The sequence below is a fragment of the Candidatus Karelsulcia muelleri PSPU genome, assembly GCF_000829155.1.
Taxonomy (GTDB): Bacteria; Bacteroidota; Bacteroidia; order Flavobacteriales; family Blattabacteriaceae; genus Karelsulcia; species Karelsulcia muelleri_A.
On the sequence record NZ_AP013293.1, the window covers coordinates 77866 to 97500 of the forward strand.

Consider the following 19635-nt stretch of genomic DNA (forward strand, 5'->3'; position numbering starts at 1 on the left):
TAATTTATTAAATTTAATAATTTTTTTTTTAAAAAAAAATTATTATTTTTCTAAATTTAAATTTAACCCTAATCCTTTTAATTCATTAATTAATACATTAAATGATTCTGGAATTCCAGGTACTGGAATTTTTGCTCCTTGAACTATAGCTTCATAAGTTCTTGTTCGTCCTATTATATCATCAGATTTTATAGTAAGTATTTCACGTAAAATATTTGCTGCTCCAAAAGATTCTAAAGCCCAAACTTCCATTTCACCAAATCTTTGTCCTCCAAATTGAGATTTTCCTCCTAATGGTTGTTGAGTTATTAATGAATATGGACCTATTGATCTAGCATGCATTTTATCATCAACCATATGATTTAATTTTAACATATAAATTACACCTACGGTAACAGGTTGATCAAATTTTTCCCCTGTTTCTCCATCAAATAAATAAGTACTTCCAAAACGAGGTAAATTAGCTTTATCAGTATATTTTGATATTTCTTCTAAAGAAGCTCCATCAAATATTGGGGTAGAAAAATTTATTTTCAATTTTTCTCCCGCCCAACCTAAAATAGTTTCATAAATTTGTCCTATATTCATACGTGAAGGGACACCTAATGGATTTAAAACTAAATCTACCGGAGTTCCATCTTCTAAATATGGCATATCTTCTTCTCTAACAATACGTGCCACAATTCCTTTATTTCCATGTCTTCCAGACATTTTATCACCTACTTTTAATTTTCTTTTTTTAGCAATAAAAACTTTAGCAAGTTTAATAATACCTGTTGGTAATTCATCACCTATTAAGATATTATTTTTTTTTAGTATTAATTGAATTTTTAATTTCTTTTTTAGAACAAAAAAATTTTTTAATATTTTTAATACTAAATCATTTTTATAATGATTTTTTATCCATCTATTAGAAATAATATTTCTATAATTTTTTATATTTTTTAAAATATTTAAATTGATTATTTGTCCTTTTGAGATTTTTTTTTGAAAAAAAGAATCAAATACTTCTTCAGATATTTCACCTTCTAATACTGTATTTAATTTATTAATTAATAAATTTTTTAATTTTTTAAATTTTTTTGTAAATTTATCGTCTATTTTTTTAAGTTTCATTTTTTCTAATTTTAAGTTTTCTTTTTCTAATTCTTTGTTTTTCATTTTAATTTTTTTTGAATAGATTTTTGTATCTATTACAACTCCAAATAAAGATGAATTAGCTTTTAAAGATGAATCTTTTATAGATATTGCTTTTTCACCAAAAATAGCTTTTAAAAGTTTTTCTTCTGAAGTTGGATTTTTTTTTTTTTTAGGAGTTGTTTTACCTATAAGTAGATCTCCAGGTTTAACATAATGTCCAATTTGAATAATTCCATTTTGATCTAACTTTTGAAGTTGTCTTTCACTAAGATTTGGGATATCATTTGATAATTCTTCCATTCCTAATTTAGTATCACGTACTTCTATTGAATATTCATCTATATGAATAGATGTAAAAATATCTTCACGAACTACTTTTTCCGAAATAACTATAGCATCTTCAAAATTATATCCTTTAAAAGGCATAAAAGCTACTTTAATATTTCGACCTAATGCTAATTCTCCATTTTTAGTAGCATATCCTTCACATAAAACTTGACCTTTAGTAACATTCATACCTTTTTTTACTATAGGTTTTATATTTATACAAGTATTTTGATTAGTTTTTCTAAATTTAATTAATTTAAAACTTTTTATTTCTTCTTCAAAAGAAAGTAATTTTTTTTTTTCAGAAAAAAAATATTTTATTCTAATTTTATTAGAATCTACTGATTCTATTATACCATCTTTTTCTGCATGAATTAATATACGTGCATCTTGTGCTAATTTTTTTTCTAATCCAGTACCTACAATAGGTACTTGAGGTTTTAATAAAGGAACAGCTTGACGCATCATATTTGATCCCATTAATGCTCTATTGGCATCATCATGTTCAAGAAATGGTATTAAAGATGCTGATATAGATGCTATTTGATTAGTAGAAAGATCTATATAATTTACTTTTTTATAATTAACCATAGGAAAATCAGCATTTGCACGAACTATAATTTTTTTTTTTAAAACTCCTGTATTATAATTTAATATAGCATTAGCTTGTGCAATTATTTTTCCATATTCTTGTTCAGCACTAAGATAAATTGGTTTATTTTTTAATATTACTTTGCCTTTATTTACTTTGAAATAAGGAGTTTCTATAAATCCCATATCATTAATTCTTGCCAAAACACATAAAGATGATATTAATCCAATATTAGGCCCTTCAGGGGTTTCTATAGGACATAATCTTCCATAATGAGAATAATTAACATCACGTACTTCAAATCCAGCTCTGTCTCTTGACAACCCCCCAGGACCTAAAGAAGATAATCTTCTTTTATGAGTTACTTCAGCTAATGGATTAGTTTGATCCATAAATTGAGATAATTGACTTGTTCCAAAAAAAGAATTAATAACAGATGTTAAATATCTTGCATTTATTAATTTTATAGGAGAAAAAACTTCATTTTCTTTTATACTCATTTTTTCTTTTATAATTATTGACATTCTTGCAAGTCCTATTACATATTGTGTATATAATTGTTCTCCTACTGTTTTTACCCTACGATTAGCTAAATGATCTATATCATCAACTTCTTTTTTTGAATTATTTAATATAATTAAATTTTTAATAATAGAAATGAAGTCTTCTTTACTTAAAACTTTATAAGTTAAAGGAAAATCTAATTTTAGAGTTTTATTTAATCTATATCTTCCAACTTCACCTAAACTATATTTATATTCAGAAAATAAGAATTTATTTATAAATAATATTGCTGTTATTTCATCTATAGGATCAGAATTTTTTAATATTTTATATATATAATATATTGCCTCTTTTTTAGAATTTGTAGGATCTATTTGTATTGTATTATGTATAATAGAAAAATCTAGACTTGTTTTTTTTAATTTATATAAAGAAATATATTTGATATTATTATCAATAATTTTATGTATATTATTTTCATTTAAAATAATATTTCTATTTAATATAATTTTAGATTTTTTTAATGAAATTATTTCTCCTGAATCTTCATCTATATAATCTTCATACCAAATTTTGAATATTCTTTCCCCAAGAGTTCTTCCTAAAATTTTTTTTGAATTTTTTTTATTTATCTTTATTGTTTCTGTTATTTCAAATAAATTTAATATATCCCTTTCTTTAGAAAAACCTATTGCTCTAAGCAAAGTAGTAACAGGTATTTTTTTATTTTTTTCTATAAAAACATACATTACATTATGTATATCTGTTGAAAATTCTATCCAAGATCCTTTAAAAGGAATAATTTTTGCAGAATAAAATTTTTTTCCATTGGAATGATAAGATTGATAAAAAAAAACACCAGGAGATCTCTGTAATTGAGAAACAACAACTCTTTCAGATCCATTAAAAATAAAAGATCCTGATGGAGTCATATATGGACATGTTCCTAAATAGACATCTTGATATATTGTTTCAAAATTTTTAATTTCTGATTTTGTACAATATAATTTTAATCTTGCTTTTATAGAAACACTATACGTTAAACCTCTTTTAAGACATTCTTCTAATGAATATCTAGGAGGATCTATTATATAATCTATAAATTCTAAAATAAATTTATTTTTAGCATCTGAGATCGGGAAATTTTCTATAAAAGCTTTATATAAACCTTCATTTTTTCTATTTTTTAAGTTTGAATCAATTTTTAAAAAATTATTAAAAGATTTTAATTGAATTTCTAAAAAATCTGGATATTTCAATTTTGTTTTTACTGATGCAAAATTAATTTTTTTCATTTTTTTTTTTATATTCATAATTCTATTTACTTTATATGAAATATATATAATTTTGTTTTTATTAAAGTAAATAATAATTTTTTTTAAAAAAAAAATTAATTGAATTCAATTTCAGCACCTATATATTCAAATTTTTTTTTTAATAATTCTGCTTCTTCTTTATTTAGAGATTCTTTTATAGTTTTTGGAACAGAATCTACTAAGTCTTTAGACTCTTTAAGTCCCTTACCAGTAATTTCTTTTATTAATTTAACTACTGCTAATTTGGATGGTCCAGATGATTTAAGAATAACATTAAATGTTTTTTTTTCTACTTTAGTTTCTAAATTTTTATTATTTGTTATATGTTCTTCATCATAAATTTTATTAGATACTAATCCATAATCTATTTTCAATAGATTTGATAATTCATTTACTTCTTTTACTGTTAAATTTACTAATTTATTGGCTAATTTTTTTATATCTGTCATTTTTTATTATTATTTTTTTAATAAATAAAATATAATATTATATATTTTATTTTTACTATTTAATAATAAAAATAAATTAAATAATTCAGATTTAAGCATAAAAATAATGTCTAATATTAATTCGTTTTTTGATTTAATATTGATTAAAGTATTTAATGAAATCTCTCCGAGATATAACATATCTTCTATATAAGCTGCTTTTAAATATTCTTTTTTTAAAGAAAATTTTTTTTTAAAATTATTTATCAATATTGCTGGATAATTATTTATATTAGATGTCATTAAAGCTGTAGGACCTTTTAAGACTGGATAAAATTTTTCAAATTTTGAATTTTTTATGGCTTTTTTAAATAATGTATTTTTTACAAATTTTAATTTGATTTGTTTATCATAACAATTTTTTCTCAAATCAAAAATTTGATTAGAAGTTAACCCAGATAAATCAACTAAATAAATAGAATTATTATTCTCAATATAATTTGAGATTAATTTTATTATTTTTTTTTTTTTTATCATATATTATAAATCTTGTATATTTACTGAAATACTAGGCCCCATAGTACTAGATAAATATATTTTTTTAAAAAAAATACCTTTAGAGGTTGATGGTTTTAATTTTTTTAAAACATTAATTAATTCTGAAACATTTTTTTTAATTTTTTCAAAACCAAATGAAACTTTTCCAATGGAAGTATGTATTATTCCATATCTATCTACTTTAAATTCTATTTTTCCAGACTTTATTTCATTTATAGATTTATTTGGATTTTTAGTTACTGTTCCTGTTTTAGGATTAGGCATTAAACCTCTAGGACCTAATATTTTTCCTAATGCACCTAATTTTAACATTACTGATGGAATTGTTACTATAACATCAAATTCTAACCATCCATTTTTTATTTTATTTATATAATTATCTAATCCTATAAAATCAGCTCCAGAATTTTTTATTTCTTTTTCTCTTTCTGTAGGAATTAAAGCTAATACACGAACAATTTTTCCAGTACCATATGGTAAATTAACTGTTCCACGTATCAATTGATTAGGTTTTTTAGGATCAACACCTAAACATATTGCAATATCAACAGAAGAATCAAATTTTGTAAATTTTTTTTGTGTAACTAATTTTGATGCTTCATTTAAAGAATATTTGATCTTATAATCAATATTATTATATTTTTTTTTAACCATTTTTAATCCAATATTTCAATTCCCATTGATCTAGCGGTTCCAGCTACCATAGAAATGGCCGATTTAATATTAAAACAATTCATATCTATGATTTTATTTTTTGCAATATTTTTTATTTCAAACCAAGTAATTTTTCCTACTTTAATTTTATTTGATTCTTTTGAACCTTTATCAATTTTACATAGTTCTAATAATTGTTTAGATACTGGAGGTTTTTTAATAATAAAATCAAAACTTTTATCATCATAAATACTTATAATAACTGGTAACAATTTTCCTTTATCATTTTGTGTGCTAAAATTATATTTTTTACAAAAATCCATTATATTTACACCAGCGGCTCCTAATGCCGGACCTATAGGAGGAGCTGGATTTGCTAATCCACCTTTTATTTGTAATTTTATTATTTTTATAATTTTTTTATACATAAAATTATGTTTAATTAATTTTTTTTATTTGTATTAAATTTAATTTTAATGTAGTTTTTCTATTAAAAATTAAAATTGATAATTCTATTTTTTTTTTTTTTATTTTTTTTATAATTCCATTAAAATTTTTCAAAGGACCATCTATAATTTTAACAGTTTCTCCTATTATGTAGGTTGATTTTTTTATATTATATAATAATCTCTTTATTTTTTTTTTTTTTATTTTAATTGGAATACAATTATTTTTTTTAAATAAAAAATTTATTACACCAGGTGTATGTTTTATGATAAACATTAATTTGTAATTTAAATTAACTTCAATAAAAATATATCCAGGAATATAATTTATTTTTCCTTTTATAGGAATAATTAACTTTCCTATAAATTTTTTAAAATAAGAGTTTTTAATATTAATTTTTATATTTGATTTAATTTTTTTTTCTTTTCCAGGAATTGTTTGAATTACATACCATTTTTTTTTTATATAATTCATATTATTTAAAGAAATTAGAAATAATATCGAAAATCAAAATTAGAACAGATAAAATTATACTTATTAAAATAATATATATAATTTCAGTGAAAATTTCTTTCACTTTTGAGTGATTTATATAATTATTATAAATTTTTAGTATTTTATTTATTCTATTCATAAGAAATAATTTTCTTTAATAGCACGGGTGGTAAGAATCGAACTCACGACCTTTGGTTTTGGAGACCAATGCTCTAGCCTACTGAGCTACACCCGTTATAATTATTAAAGTATTTTAATAACTTGTCCTGCTCCAACTGTACGACCTCCTTCACGTATTGCAAATCGTAAACCTTCACTTAATGCAACAGGTTGTAAAAGCTCTACTTCTACAGAAATATTATCTCCAGGCATTACCATTTCTACATTATTTAATAAAAATATAGTTCCTGTAACATCTGTAGTTCTTAAATAAAATTGAGGTTTATATTTATTATGAAAAGGAGTATGACGTCCTCCTTCTTCTTTTTTTAATATATATATTTGAGCATTAAATTTTTTATGAGGAGTTATATAACCATGTTTTGATATAACCATTCCCCTACGTATATCTTTTTTTTCTATTCCTCTTAATAATAATCCTACATTATCTCCAGCTTGTCCTTTATCTAAAATTTTTCTAAACATTTCTACTCCTGTAACTATAGAATTTAGTTTTTCTACTCCCATACCTATTATTTCTATAGAATCTCCTGTATTTATAATTCCTGTTTCTATACGTCCTGTAGCTACAGTTCCACGTCCTGTTATAGTAAAAACATCTTCAATTGGCATTAAAAATGGTTTTTCTATATCTCTTATAGGTTCTTTAATATAATCATCTACAGCTTTCATAAGTTCTTCTACTTTTTTAACCCATTTTTCTTCTCCATTTAAAGCTCCTAAAGCTGAACCTTGTATAATTGGAATATTTTCTCCATCATATTCATATTTAGACAATAATTCTCTTATTTCAATTTCAACTAATTCTAATATTTCGGGATCATCTACCTGATCTACTTTATTCATAAAAACAACTAAATTAGGCACTCCTACTTGACGAGCTAATAAAATATGTTCTCTTGTTTGAGGCATTGGTCCATCTGTTGCAGCTACTACTAAAATTGCTCCATCCATTTGAGCTGCACCTGTAACCATATTTTTAACATAATCAGCATGTCCAGGACAATCAACATGAGCATAATGACGTTTTTCAGTTTGATATTCGACATGTGAAGTATTTATTGTAATTCCTCTTTCTTTTTCTTCAGGAGCATTATCAATTGAACTAAAATCTTTTGCAACAGCAAGTCCTTTTTTTGAAAAAACTGTTGTTATTGAAGCAGTTAAAGTTGTTTTTCCGTGATCTACATGACCTATTGTACCTATATTTAAATGAGGTTTATCACGTCTAAATATTTCTTTTGCCATTATATATAAATTTTTATAAAAGCCAATGACGGGATTTGAACCCGTGACCTCTTTCTTACCAAGAAAGAACTCTACCAACTGAGCTACATTGGCGAATGTAACCATTTAGAGCGGGAAACGGGATTTGAACCCGCGACATTCAACTTGGAAGGCTGATGCTCTACCAACTGAGCTATTCCCGCAATAATTAATGTGGGGAGAGTAGGATTCGAACCCACGAAGGAATAATCCAGCAGATTTACAGTCTGTTCTCGTTAACCACTTGAGTATCTCCCCATTTAATAGAGCCGATGGAGGGATTCGAACCCACGACCTCGAGATTACAAATCACGTGCTATAACCAACTAAGCTACATCGGCTTACGAAAAGTAGCAATATGATTTATATTAAAATATAAATAAATATACACTTTTTTTATTTAAAAAAAAAATTCTTTTTTTATTTAAAAAAAAATAATTTTATATTAAAAAAAAACTAATTTGATCATTAAAAATATATGAAAAAAAAAAAAAATTTTTTTTATATAACTATAATGTTTTCTTGTCTTATTTTTTTCAAAAATGGTAATACTCAATCTAATAAAGATTTAGAAAACGGAAAAAACTTATTTAAAATAAATTGTACAGCCTGTCATGCTTTAGATTTAAAAAAAAAATTAATTGGTCCTCCATTATATGGAATAAATGAAAAAAGAAACAAAGAATGGCTTCATAAATGGATAAAAAATAATAAAGAATTAATAAATTCTGGAGATAAAGAAGCTGTTGAAATATATAAAAAATATAATAAATCTGATATGACATTATTTCCTAAATTATCTACAAAAAATATAGATGATATATTATATTTTATAAAAAATTATAATAAAAATATTATAAATAAAAATAATTTTAAAAAAAAAAACTATAGTTTTTTTAATCATTTTAACGATCCTTTTATTAAAATAATTTTTTTGGGAATATTTCTTATAAGTTTAATTTTAATTAATTTTATATATAAATTAATTTATTTATTAAAAATAATAAAATATCCTTCTATTGAAGAATTCATTTCTAAAAAAAAATATACTTTTATTGAAGATTCTTTTTATAAGAAAAAAATTATATTATTTTTCATAAAAAAAATATTAAAATTAAAAGAAATAATAATTTTTATTCAAATTTTTTTTTCTTTTTTTGTTATATGGATTATATGGTTTTTTTTAATGAAAATAGATGTAAATAAAGGATATAAACCTAATCAACCTATATTTTTTTCACATAAAATTCATTCTGGTATTAATAAAATACATTGTCAATATTGTCATTATAGTTCTTTATATAGTAAAATATCTGGTATTCCATCATTAAATGTATGTATGAATTGTCATATATCAATTAATAGTTATAATGGAGATTATCTGTTAAAAAAAAAACAATTTATTGATAATGAAATAAAAAAGATATATAAATATTTAGGATGGAATGAAGAAAAAATAAATTTTTATGAAAATAAATCTAATATAAAATGGATAAGAATCCATAATCTCCCGAAATTTGTTAATTTTAATCATTCTCAACACATTATTGTGGCTGGAAAAGAAATTAAAAAATCAAAAAATGTAGATTTAATATGTGAAGCTTGTCATGGATATGTTCAAAATATGGATAAAGTTTTAATGTTTAATGATTTTACTATGGAATGGTGTATAAAATGTCATGTTAATACAAATATAAATTATAATAATAATTATTATTTAAATTATTATAATCAAAATTATTTAAATAAAAAAATAAGTTCTTTAGGTGGAATAGAATGTGGAAAATGTCATTATTAAAAGAATAATATATTATATTATATAATATAATATAATAATATAATAATATAAATTTATGAAAACAACACGTAGAGATTTTCTAAAAATTTTAGGTTTTACAACATTATATGTTACTTTAGCGGCTTGTAAAGGTCCTGTAATAGAATCTATTCCATATATTATAAAACCAGAATATATAACTCCTGGTATTAATAATTATTATGCTTCTACTATGTTTGATGGATTTGATTTTGGAAATGTAATTGTAAAAACAATAGAAGGAAGACCTATAAAAATAGAGTCTAATAAAGACTCAAAATATTTTAATACTGTCTCATCTAGAATTCAAAGTTCTATTTTATCACTTTATGATAATGAAAGATTAAAATATCCTTCAATAAATAAAAAAAAAGTTTCTTGGGCCAAATTAGATAATATTATAATAAAAAAATTAAATACTATATCTAATTCAAATAAAAAAATTGTTATTTTAACCTCTTCTTTACCTAGCCCATCTACTAAACAATTAATTTCTGATTTCACAAAAGTTTATAAAAATACTCATCATATTATATATGATGCTATATCATATTCATCAACTTTAAATGCAGTAAACAAAGTCTTAGGAAAAAGAGCTATTCCATATTATGATATTTCTAATATTGAATTATTAATATCTTTTGATGCAGATTTTTTAGGAGATTGGAGTCCTCAAAATTTTCATAAAATTTATAGTAAAAGGAAAAAACCCAATTTATCTATGATAAATCATATTCATTTAGAAAGTCATATGAGTTTATCAGGAGCAAATGCAGATTTAAGAATTACAATAAATCCATCTAAAATTTATAATTTACTAATTGAATTATATAAAGCTATGAAGAATAATTCTAATAATAAATTAGCAATTTCATTAGCTAAAAGAATTTTTAAAAAAGGAAAAAAAGTTCTTATTATTGCTGATGGTAATAAAGAAATGTATGAAATATCATTATTAATAAATAAAAAAATTAAAAGTAATGCATTAAAAAATGAAAAATTTATTTTTTTAAAAGAAAGTAATGATAAAATTGTTTTAAATTTAATTAATGATTTAAGTAAAGAAAAAATTGGAGCATTATTAGTATTTAATACTAATCCTGTATATCATTTTTTTGATAAAAAAATTAAATCATATATAAAAAAAATTCCTTTAACTATTTCATTTGCAATGAAAGAAGATGAAACATCAGATTTTATTAAAATCTGGGCTCCTGTTCCTCATTGGCTTGAATCTTGGGGTGATTATAAACCCTTAACAGAAATGTATTCATTAAGACAACCTATTATTAAAAAAATTTTTAATAATCGACAATTTGAAAATTCTTTATTAGAATGGATAAAAAAAAATCCAAAACATATTAAAATTAAAAATCTTTTTTTAAATTTAATTAAAAAAAAATCAAAAAAAAATATTAATTATTATGATTATTTAAAATTTTTTTTCAAAAACAAAATAATTAATAAATTAAATGTAAATTCTTTTAAAAAAGCCTTATTTTATGGAAGTTTAAAAATTAGAGAGAAAAAAAAACAAAACAAAAAATTCCAAAAATTTAAATTTGCTTTTAAAGCAACAAAAAATAATAAATTTGAACTTAGATTATATACTAAAATAAGTATGGGAGATGGAAGACAATATGATAATCCTTGGTTACAAGAATTACCAGACCCTATAACTAGGACAACATGGGAAAATTATTTAACTATGTCTTTTATAGATGCAAAAAATTTAGGTATAAAAAATTGGAATATAGGAAATGGAGCAATGAATGGAAATTGTGTAAATTTATTTTTTAATGATATAATTATAAAAAATATTCCTGTTTATATTCAACCAGGTCAATCTGTAGGATCTTTAAGTTTATCTTTTGGATATGGAAGAAAAAAAGGAAAAGTAGCTAAACAAAGTAGAGGAGTTAATGCTTATGCATTATATAAAAATTTTAATCTTATTCAAGAAAATATTTTTTTAAAAAAAAGTGAAAAAATATATAAATTTTCCTGTTTTCAATTACAAAATACTACAGTAGGTAGAAATCTTATTGCTAAAGAAACAAATCTTAACACATATTTAAATGTGAATAAAAATTTTTGGAATAAAGAAGATATTATTGAAAATAAAAATATAAATAGTAATAAAATTACTATGTGGAAAAATTTTAAAGAAAAAAATGGTCATCATTTTAATATTTCAATTGATTTAAATAAATGTACAGGATGTACATCTTGTGTTATTGCTTGTAATTCAGAAAATAATATTCCTGTTGTAGGAAAAGAAGAAATACGTAATTTTCGTGATATGCATTGGTTACGTATAGATAGATATTATTCGACTAATACTAATTATTTAAAAAAAAAATATAAAACAAATCCTTTATATGAACCTGTTTTATATAAATCTCTTTTAAGACCAGAAAATAAAAATCCTAAAATAATTTTTCAACCAATAATGTGTCAACATTGTAATAATGCTCCTTGTGAAACTGTCTGTCCTGTAGGAGCTACTTCACATGGAAAACAAGGACAAAATATGATGGCTTATAATCGTTGTATTGGAACACGTTATTGTGCCAATAATTGTCCATATAAAGTACGTCGTTTTAATTGGTTTAATTATTATAATAATAATAAATTTCCTTTTAATTTAACTTCTAATTTAAGTAGAATGGTTTTAAACCCTAATGTAGTTATAAGAAGTAGAGGTGTTATGGAAAAATGTTCAATGTGTATACAAATGACACAATCAGTAATTTTAAAGGCAAAAAAAGAAGAAAGAAAAATTCAAAATAATGAATTTCAAACTGCATGTTCTAAAGTATGTCCTACTAATGCGATTAGTTTTGGAGATATAAACAATAAAAATTCAAAAATTTTTAAAAAACAATTAGAAAATAGAAGTTATAAATTATTAGATTTTTTAGGAGTTAAACCTAATGTTTTTTATCAAGTAAAAATTAGAAATTTAAAAAAAAATAAGGTATAACCTTTTATGGTAGAAACATCTAATTTTTTAAAAAGAGAATCTATTATTTTAGGTAAAAAAACCTATTCTGATATTAGTAATAATACTATAAAACCTATAGAAACAAAAGCTAATAAATTATGGTGGATAACATTTATATGTTCTTTAATAGCTTTTATATGGGGTTTAATTTGTATAGCTTATACTATTGGTACAGGTATAGGTGTTTGGGGTTTAAATAAAACTATAAATTGGGCCTGGGATATAACTAATTTTGTTTGGTGGGTTGGAATTGGTCATGCTGGAACTTTAATATCTGCTGTTTTATTTTTATTTAGACAAAAATGGCGTTTATCTATAAATAGATCAGCCGAAGCTATGACTATATTTGCCATAATACAAGCTGCTATATTTCCAATAATTCATATGGGGCGTCCCTGGAACGCCTATTGGGTCTTACCTATTCCTAATCAATTTGGTACATTATGGCCAAATTTTAATTCGCCATTATTATGGGATGTATTTGCTATTAGTACATATTTTTCTGTTTCTACCGTATTTTGGTTTATAGGATTAATACCAGATTTTGCAATGATCCGTGATAAGACAAAAGATAAATTTAAAAAAAAAATATATAATATTTTAAGTTTTGGATGGAGTGGAAATTTAAAACAATGGCAATACTTTGAAAAAGTATCTTTAATATTAGCAGGTATTTGTACTCCTTTAGTTTTTTCTGTACATACAATAGTTTCTTTTGATTTTGCTACTTCTATTATTAAAGGTTGGCATAGTACAATATTTCCACCATATTTTGTTGCTGGTGCAATTTTTTCAGGTTTTGCAATGGTTCAACTATTATTAGGTCTAATTAGAAAAATTTTAAAATTAGAAGATTATATAACAAAAAAACATATAGAATGTATAAATTTAATTATATTAGTTACTGGAGGAATTGTTTCTCTAGCATATATAACCGAATATATATTAGCTTGGTATTCAAATAATAAATTTGAAGATTTTATATATTTTTCTTCAAATGCTGCAATAGGACCATTTTGGTGGGCTTTTTGGGCTCTTATTATATGTAATATGATTATTCCCCAATTTTTATGGTTTAAATATATAAGAACTAATTTTTTTTTATCTTATATAATATCTATATTTATAAATATAGGAATGTGGTTTGAACGTTTTGATATAATTGTATTAAATCTGAGTCATGATTATCTTCCTTCATCTTGGACTGGTTTTTTACCATCTTTTGTAGATATAGGAATTTTTATAGGAACTAATGGCTTTTTTTTATTATTATATCTTTTATATGCACGTACTTTTCCTGTGATTTCACAATCAGAATTAAAAACAATATTAAAAAAAGAAAATAAATAATGAAAGAAAAAAAAAATATATGCATTCATGATCTTATGATTATAAAATAATGAAAGAAAAAATTATATATGCATTATATGATGATGATCAAATAATGATATCAAGTATAAAAAAATTAATAAATTCTGGAATAAAAATTAATGAAATATATTCTCCTTTTCCAATTCATGGAATAAATAAAATTCTAAATTATTCAAAAGAAAATTTATCTAGTTTAGCTTTTAAATATGGATTATTTGGTTTTATTATATCAAGTCTTTTAACTTGGTATTCAATGATATTTGATTGGCCTCAAAATATTGGAGGTAAACCATCCTTTCATTGGAATATGAATTTACCTTCATTTATACCTGTAATATTTGAAATTACAATATTTTGTAGTGCACATTTTATGTGTTTAACATATTTTACAAGATGTAATTTATATCCAGGATCTTTTCCTAAAAATCCTGATTATAGAACGACAGATGATAAATTTTTAATTGAAATTAAATTAATGAATAATAATTTAAAAAAATGTATTAATTTACTAAAAAAAAATGGAGTAATAGAAATTAATATAAAAAAAAAAAATTTTTTTTATGTATAAAAAATATATTTATATTATAATATATATGTTAATAATTATATCATGTAATAATAATTTATTTCCTAAAAGTGTTTATATGCCAGATATGTATTATTCAAAGGCATATGAACCATATTCTAAAAATATTGATTTTTTTGAGGAAAAAAAAAATAATAAAATAAAAATATTTCCTTATGGAAATAATCCTTTAACTCCAGTTTTAGGAACTATTATTCACAATGAAGAAAAAATAATTCCATATACATTACCTAATAATAAAAAAGGATATAATCTTTCTAAGAATATAAAAATTTCACCTTTAAAAGGAAAAAAAGAATCTCAACTTAAAAGAGGCAAATATTTGTTTGATATAAATTGTGCAATATGTCATGGAGAAAAAGGAGAGGGAAATGGATTTTTAGTTAAAAATGAAAAGATATTAGGTGTTCCTTCTTATAAAGATATTTTGATTTCTATTGGAAGTATATATCATGTTATGATGTATGGAAAAAATAATATGGGGTCTTATTCATCTCATTTATCTTTATTAGATAGATGGAAAATAGCAGAATATGTTATGAGTTTAAAAATAAAAAATTAATATGAATTTTTTATTTAGAAAAATAAAGATGAATTTTTTTTTAATAAAAATTAAAATATTATTATTTGTTGGATTAACTTTTTTTATATATGATTTATATAATCAATTATATATTAATGATTATAATATAATACAATTAATTGATTGTTATAAATTAAAAGATAATAAAAATTATATATATAATAATAATAAAAATTATTATATTAAACAAATCTATAATAGACCTTGGGCCGCTTTATATACTTCTACTATTTATTTTTTTAATATGTCATTAGGTGTATTTGTATTTTTAACTATTCAATATATTTCTAAATCAAAATGGTCTATTATATTAATAAATATAATGGAAGGAATAATTAAATTTCTTCCATTTGGAAGTATATTAATATTGTTAATATTAATATTAAATAATATTGGAATAATTAATATGTTTGATAAAATGAATGATTACATATTTCATATTAAATATTCTAATAAACATAATTTATTTTTAAATAAACCTTATATAAATTATATATTTTTTTATTTTTTAAGATCTTACATATATATATATATCCTTAATTTTTTTTTAAAAAAAATATTAAATAAATATAAAAAAAAAAAAAATAATAAAATCTATTATTATTCAGTTTTATTTATTATTTTTAATTCTATATATACTATATATATAGGATGGGATTGGATTATGTTTTTAAATCCTAATTTTATTAGTACAATATTTAATTGGTCTTTATTAGGATCTAATTTAGTAATAGGAATTAGTATAATAACTTTATTTTCTTTTTTTTTATTTAGAAAAAAAATTTTTTCTTTTTTTAAAAGAAAACATTTATATGATTTATCTAAATATATTTTTACTACTAGTCTTTTATGGAGTTATTTATGTTTTTCACAATTTTTATTAATTTGGTATAGTAATATACCAGAAGAAGGTTTTTATTTTACAAATCAAGCCAATAAATATAAATATTTAGAAAAAATAATAATTATTATAAATTTTATAATACCATTTTTATCATTAATAAAAAAAAAGAATAAAATGAATAAAAAAAAATTAATTTTAATATGTATTAATCTAATAATAGGTCATTATTTAAATTTGTATAATTTTATTATGTCTGAAAGTGTTGGCATTTTTTCAGGATATGAAGAAATAAGTTCCTTTCTTTTTGTAGGAAGTCTATTTTTTTTAAATACAATAAAAGATTTTAATAATTATTTAAAATAAATAATTTAATTTTATTAATAATATTTAATATACCATTAGATCTTAATGGAGATAAAAAATTTTTTAATCCGATTTTTTTTAAAAAATTATTATTGTAATTGATAATATCATTAATATAAGAATTAGAATATATACGTATTATTAAAAATAATATTCCTTTTGGAAGGAGAGCTTCAGTATAAGCTTTTATAATTAATTTTTTTTTTTTTATATTTAATATCATCCATATTTTAGATTGACAATTATCTATGATATATTTATCAATAAGATATTGATTATTAATCAAAGGAAGCTTTTTTCCTATTTCTATTAAATAAATATATTTTTCTTCTAAAGTTTCTAAAAATGAAAATTCTTCTATTATTTTTTTTTCTTTTTCTATTAAAGAATTCATCTAAAATTTTCTTTTTTTATTAAAAAAAATAACATTTTTTAATGATTCATTAGCTTTATTTTTATAATATTTATTTAAAATAAGTAAAGTTTTATTTGTTAATAATTTAATTTGAAATATAGAATATTCTTTTCCTCCAAATTTTTTAATAAAAATTAAAATTTTATTATAAAAAATAAAATTTATTTTTTTTTTTTTAAAAAGATTAAATAACCATTGTTTATTTTTTTTTGAACTTTTTTTTAAAGTATATATAAAAGGTAAAGTCATTTTAATTTCTTTTAAAATTAAATAATAATTAATATTCAAATTTTTAACATTTTCATAATCAAGTAAATCATCTTTTATTTGAAAAGCCATTCCTGCTAATTCTCCAAATTTTTTCATTTCTAAAATAATTTTTTTTTTTTTATTAATAGATCTTGCACCTCCTTCACAACATGCACCTATCATAATAGCTGTTTTTTTAAAAATTATTTTTTCATAAATAGATTTATTAATATTCATTTTATTAAAAAATTCTATTTGAAATATTTCCCCTTCACTCATTTTTTCTATTGTTTTAGAAATGATATTTAAATAATCTTTATAATTATTTTTAATTGCAATATTTAAACTTTTTGAAAAAATATAATCACCAAATATTACAGCTGTTTTATTTTGCCAAATTGCATTAATAGATAAAACTCCTCGACGAGTATTACTAAAATCAATTACATCATCATGAATTAATGAAGCAGTATGCATTAATTCTACTAAATAAGCTAAATCATAAGTTTTTTTACAAATATTTCCTAACATTTTAGTAATTAAAAATATAAATATAGGTCTAATATATTTTCCTTTAATTTTAATTAAATAATTATTTATTTCTTGAAAAATAGGAATTTTACTTCTTAAATAAGAAGGAAATTTTTTTTCAAAAATTTTAATTTCTTTTTTTATTGGAATTTTTAATTTTTTTAAAGTTATTTCTGCCATAAAATTAATTTTATAATTAATAAATAATTGTAAAAAAAAATAAAAAAAATGTTTTTTTTTTTGTTTTTTTTTATTATATTTGTTTTAATTAGTTATTCTTATTAAGAATAAATACGTTCTTTTTATTAACGATAATTTAAGTTTAAAAGTCTTTTCTTGAAAAGGGATCAATAATTTTTGAAGAAACTAAAATTTACAATGAAGAGTTTGATCCTTGCTCAGGATAAACGCTAGCGGAGGGCCTAACACATGCAAGTCGAGGGGCAGCAAAAAAAATATAAGTAAATTTATATTTTTTGTTGGCGACCGGCAAACGGGTGAGTAATACATACGTAACTTACCTTATGCTGAGGGATAGCCTGAGGAAACTTGGATTAATACCTTATAAAACAATATTTTATAAAGAAATATTGTTAAAATTTTATATGGCATAAAATAGGCGTATGTCCGATTAGTTAGTTGGTAAGGTAATGGCTTACCAAGACAATGATCGGTAGGGGGCCTGAGAGGGCGTACCCCCACATTGGTACTGAGACACGGACCAAACTCCTACGGGAGGCAGCAGTGAGGAATATTGGTCAATGGAGGCAACTCTGAACCAGCCACTCCGCGTGCAGGATGAACGCCTTATGGGTTGTAAACTGCTTTTGTATATGAATAAAAAATTCTATTTTTAGAAAAAATTGAATGTAATATACGAATAAGTATCGGCAAACTCCGTGCCAGCAGCCGCGGTAATACGGAGGATACAAGCGTTATCCGGATTTATTGGGTTTAAAGGGTGCGTAGGCGGTTTTTTAAGTCAGTAGTGAAATCTTAAAGCTTAACTTTAAAATGGCTATTGATACTGAGAGACTTGAGTTAGGTTGGAGTAGCTGGAATGTGTGGTGTAGCGGTGAAATGCATAGATATCACACAGAACACCGATCGCGAAAGCAAGTTACTAAGCCTAGACTGACGCTGAGGCACGAAAGCGTGGGGAGCAAACAGGATTAGATACCCTGGTAGTCCATGCCGTAAACGATGATCACTAACTATTGGATTTTTATAATTCAGTGGTCAAGCGAAAGTGATAAGTGATCCACCTGAGAAGTACGACCGCAAGGTTGAAACTCAAAGGAATTGACGGGGGCCCGCACAATCGGTGGAGCACGTGGTTTAATTCGATGATACGCGAGGAACCTTACCAAGACTTAAATGTACTACGAATAAATTGGAAACAATTTAGTCAAACGACGGAGTACAAGGTGCTGCATGGTTGTCGTCAGCTCGTGCCGTGAGGTGTTAGGTTAAGTCCTTCAACGAGCGCAACCCTTATGATTAGTTGCCATCGAGTAATGTCGGGGACTCTAATAAGACTGCCGGCGTAAGCCGAGAGGAAGGTGGGGACGACGTCAAATCATCACGGCCCTTACGTCTTGGGCCACACACGTGCTACAATGGTCGGTACAAAAGGCAGCGACTGGGTGACCAGAAGCAAATCTCTAAAGCCGATCTCAGTTCGGATTGGAGTCTGAAACTCGACTCTATGAAGCTGGAATCGCTAGTAATCGCGCATCAGCCATGGCGCGGTGAATACGTTCCCGGGCCTTGTACACACCGCCCGTCAAGCCATGGAAGTTGGAAGTACCTAAAGTCGGTGACCATAAAAGGAGCTGCCTAAGGTAAGGCTAATAACTAGGGCTAAGTCGTAACAAGGTAGCCGTACCGGAAGGTGCGGCTGGAACATCTCTGTTTTTAGAGGAAAATCCCTTTTCAAGAAAATTCTTTTAATGCTTAAAAA

General features: G+C 23.1%; 15 protein-coding genes, 5 tRNA genes and 1 rRNA gene. 7 read left to right on the forward strand and 14 right to left on the reverse strand.

The window, feature by feature from the left end:
- Positions 1–42: 42 nt before the first annotated feature.
- The 12 genes from rpoB to SMPSPU_RS00410 all read right to left on the reverse strand — a co-directional run bounded on the left by rpoB (position 43) and on the right by SMPSPU_RS00410 (position 8248).
- Positions 43–3876: a DNA-directed RNA polymerase subunit beta gene (rpoB, locus tag SMPSPU_RS00355; protein ID WP_041093770.1), complete on the reverse strand. Its 3834-nt coding sequence runs from the start codon at positions 3874–3876 to the stop codon at positions 43–45.
- Positions 3877–3953: 77 nt separating this feature from the next.
- Entirely contained in the window at positions 3954–4328 is a 375-nt protein-coding gene (gene rplL, locus SMPSPU_RS00360) for a 50S ribosomal protein L7/L12 (RefSeq protein WP_041093772.1), read from the reverse strand.
- Between the two features lie 9 nt (positions 4329–4337).
- On the reverse strand, positions 4338–4844 hold the full coding sequence (gene rplJ / locus SMPSPU_RS00365) for a 50S ribosomal protein L10 (RefSeq protein WP_041093774.1): 507 nt from the start codon (positions 4842–4844) through the stop codon (positions 4338–4340).
- A 3-nt stretch (positions 4845–4847) separates the two neighbouring features.
- Positions 4848–5519, reverse strand: coding sequence for a 50S ribosomal protein L1 (gene rplA / locus SMPSPU_RS00370; protein WP_041093776.1), 672 nt, complete (start codon positions 5517–5519; stop codon positions 4848–4850).
- A gap of 2 nt (positions 5520–5521) precedes the next feature.
- On the reverse strand, positions 5522–5947 hold the full coding sequence (rplK, locus tag SMPSPU_RS00375) for a 50S ribosomal protein L11 (protein WP_041093778.1): 426 nt from the start codon (positions 5945–5947) through the stop codon (positions 5522–5524).
- A gap of 10 nt (positions 5948–5957) precedes the next feature.
- A complete protein-coding gene (locus SMPSPU_RS00380) occupies positions 5958–6440 on the reverse strand; it encodes a transcription termination/antitermination NusG family protein (RefSeq protein ID WP_041093780.1) in 483 nt (160 codons plus the stop codon).
- Between the two features lie 182 nt (positions 6441–6622).
- A tRNA-Trp gene (locus SMPSPU_RS00385) sits at positions 6623–6696 on the reverse strand.
- An 8-nt stretch (positions 6697–6704) separates the two neighbouring features.
- Positions 6705–7889, reverse strand: a complete 1185-nt coding sequence (gene tuf / locus SMPSPU_RS00390; RefSeq protein WP_041094126.1) for an elongation factor Tu — start codon at positions 7887–7889, stop codon at positions 6705–6707.
- Positions 7890–7909: 20 nt separating this feature from the next.
- Positions 7910–7982: transfer RNA gene (locus SMPSPU_RS00395), tRNA-Thr, on the reverse strand.
- Between the two features lie 16 nt (positions 7983–7998).
- Positions 7999–8071: transfer RNA gene (locus tag SMPSPU_RS00400), tRNA-Gly, on the reverse strand.
- 11 nt (positions 8072–8082) lie between these two features.
- A tRNA-Tyr gene (locus tag SMPSPU_RS00405) sits at positions 8083–8165 on the reverse strand.
- A 9-nt stretch (positions 8166–8174) separates the two neighbouring features.
- Positions 8175–8248, reverse strand: a tRNA-Thr gene (locus SMPSPU_RS00410).
- A 137-nt stretch (positions 8249–8385) separates the two neighbouring features.
- On the opposite strand from SMPSPU_RS00410, the gene SMPSPU_RS00415 reads away from it, so the two are divergent.
- The 6 genes from SMPSPU_RS00415 to SMPSPU_RS00440 are packed head-to-tail and all read left to right on the forward strand — an operon-like array spanning position 8386 to position 16477.
- Complete coding sequence (locus tag SMPSPU_RS00415) at positions 8386–9705, forward strand: c-type cytochrome (RefSeq protein ID WP_041093782.1); 1320 nt, start codon at positions 8386–8388, stop codon at positions 9703–9705.
- A gap of 55 nt (positions 9706–9760) precedes the next feature.
- On the forward strand, positions 9761–12709 hold the full coding sequence (locus tag SMPSPU_RS00420; protein WP_041093784.1) for a 4Fe-4S dicluster domain-containing protein: 2949 nt from the start codon (positions 9761–9763) through the stop codon (positions 12707–12709).
- 6 nt (positions 12710–12715) lie between these two features.
- On the forward strand, positions 12716–14080 hold the full coding sequence (gene nrfD, locus SMPSPU_RS00425; RefSeq protein WP_041093786.1) for an NrfD/PsrC family molybdoenzyme membrane anchor subunit: 1365 nt from the start codon (positions 12716–12718) through the stop codon (positions 14078–14080).
- Between the two features lie 49 nt (positions 14081–14129).
- Positions 14130–14669 carry a DUF3341 domain-containing protein gene (locus tag SMPSPU_RS00430; protein WP_041093788.1) on the forward strand — a complete coding sequence of 180 codons (540 nt, stop codon included), beginning with the start codon at positions 14130–14132 and terminating at the stop codon, positions 14667–14669.
- Positions 14662–15249: a c-type cytochrome gene (locus SMPSPU_RS00435; protein ID WP_041093790.1), complete on the forward strand. Its 588-nt coding sequence runs from the start codon at positions 14662–14664 to the stop codon at positions 15247–15249. The genes SMPSPU_RS00430 and SMPSPU_RS00435 overlap by 8 nt, the downstream gene beginning before the upstream one ends.
- A 1-nt stretch (position 15250) precedes the next feature.
- Entirely contained in the window at positions 15251–16477 is a 1227-nt protein-coding gene (locus SMPSPU_RS00440) for a hypothetical protein (RefSeq protein ID WP_075050668.1), read from the forward strand.
- On the opposite strand, the gene SMPSPU_RS00445 is transcribed toward SMPSPU_RS00440, so the two are convergent.
- Both SMPSPU_RS00445 and SMPSPU_RS00450 read right to left on the reverse strand, forming a co-directional pair.
- Entirely contained in the window at positions 16458–16871 is a 414-nt protein-coding gene (locus SMPSPU_RS00445) for a SufE family protein (RefSeq protein WP_041093792.1), read from the reverse strand. The genes SMPSPU_RS00440 and SMPSPU_RS00445 overlap by 20 nt on opposite strands.
- A complete protein-coding gene (locus tag SMPSPU_RS00450; RefSeq protein WP_041093794.1) occupies positions 16872–17852 on the reverse strand; it encodes a polyprenyl synthetase family protein in 981 nt (326 codons plus the stop codon). It lies immediately after the preceding gene.
- Positions 17853–18047: 195 nt separating this feature from the next.
- On the opposite strand from SMPSPU_RS00450, the gene SMPSPU_RS00455 reads away from it, so the two are divergent.
- A 16S ribosomal RNA gene (locus SMPSPU_RS00455) occupies positions 18048–19588 on the forward strand.
- Positions 19589–19635 lie beyond the last annotated feature (47 nt).

Coding starts and splice junctions, on each gene's coding strand:
- SMPSPU_RS00430 (WP_041093788.1), top strand. CDS start 14,130: ATGAAAGAAAAAATTATATATGCATTATATGATGATGATCAAATAATG.
- SMPSPU_RS00415 (WP_041093782.1), top strand. CDS start 8,386: ATGAAAAAAAAAAAAAATTTTTTTTATATAACTATAATGTTTTCTTGT.
- rpoB (WP_041093770.1), bottom strand. CDS start 3,876: ATGAATATAAAAAAAAAAATGAAAAAAATTAATTTTGCATCAGTAAAA.
- SMPSPU_RS00420 (WP_041093784.1), top strand. CDS start 9,761: ATGAAAACAACACGTAGAGATTTTCTAAAAATTTTAGGTTTTACAACA.
- SMPSPU_RS00380 (WP_041093780.1), bottom strand. CDS start 6,440: ATGAATTATATAAAAAAAAAATGGTATGTAATTCAAACAATTCCTGGA.
- SMPSPU_RS00445 (WP_041093792.1), bottom strand. CDS start 16,871: ATGAATTCTTTAATAGAAAAAGAAAAAAAAATAATAGAAGAATTTTCA.
- tuf (WP_041094126.1), bottom strand. CDS start 7,889: ATGGCAAAAGAAATATTTAGACGTGATAAACCTCATTTAAATATAGGT.
- SMPSPU_RS00450 (WP_041093794.1), bottom strand. CDS start 17,852: ATGGCAGAAATAACTTTAAAAAAATTAAAAATTCCAATAAAAAAAGAA.
- rplA (WP_041093776.1), bottom strand. CDS start 5,519: ATGGTTAAAAAAAAATATAATAATATTGATTATAAGATCAAATATTCT.
- rplJ (WP_041093774.1), bottom strand. CDS start 4,844: ATGATAAAAAAAAAAAAAATAATAAAATTAATCTCAAATTATATTGAG.
- rplL (WP_041093772.1), bottom strand. CDS start 4,328: ATGACAGATATAAAAAAATTAGCCAATAAATTAGTAAATTTAACAGTA.
- SMPSPU_RS00435 (WP_041093790.1), top strand. CDS start 14,662: ATGTATAAAAAATATATTTATATTATAATATATATGTTAATAATTATA.
- nrfD (WP_041093786.1), top strand. CDS start 12,716: ATGGTAGAAACATCTAATTTTTTAAAAAGAGAATCTATTATTTTAGGT.
- SMPSPU_RS00440 (WP_075050668.1), top strand. CDS start 15,251: ATGAATTTTTTATTTAGAAAAATAAAGATGAATTTTTTTTTAATAAAA.
- rplK (WP_041093778.1), bottom strand. CDS start 5,947: ATGTATAAAAAAATTATAAAAATAATAAAATTACAAATAAAAGGTGGA.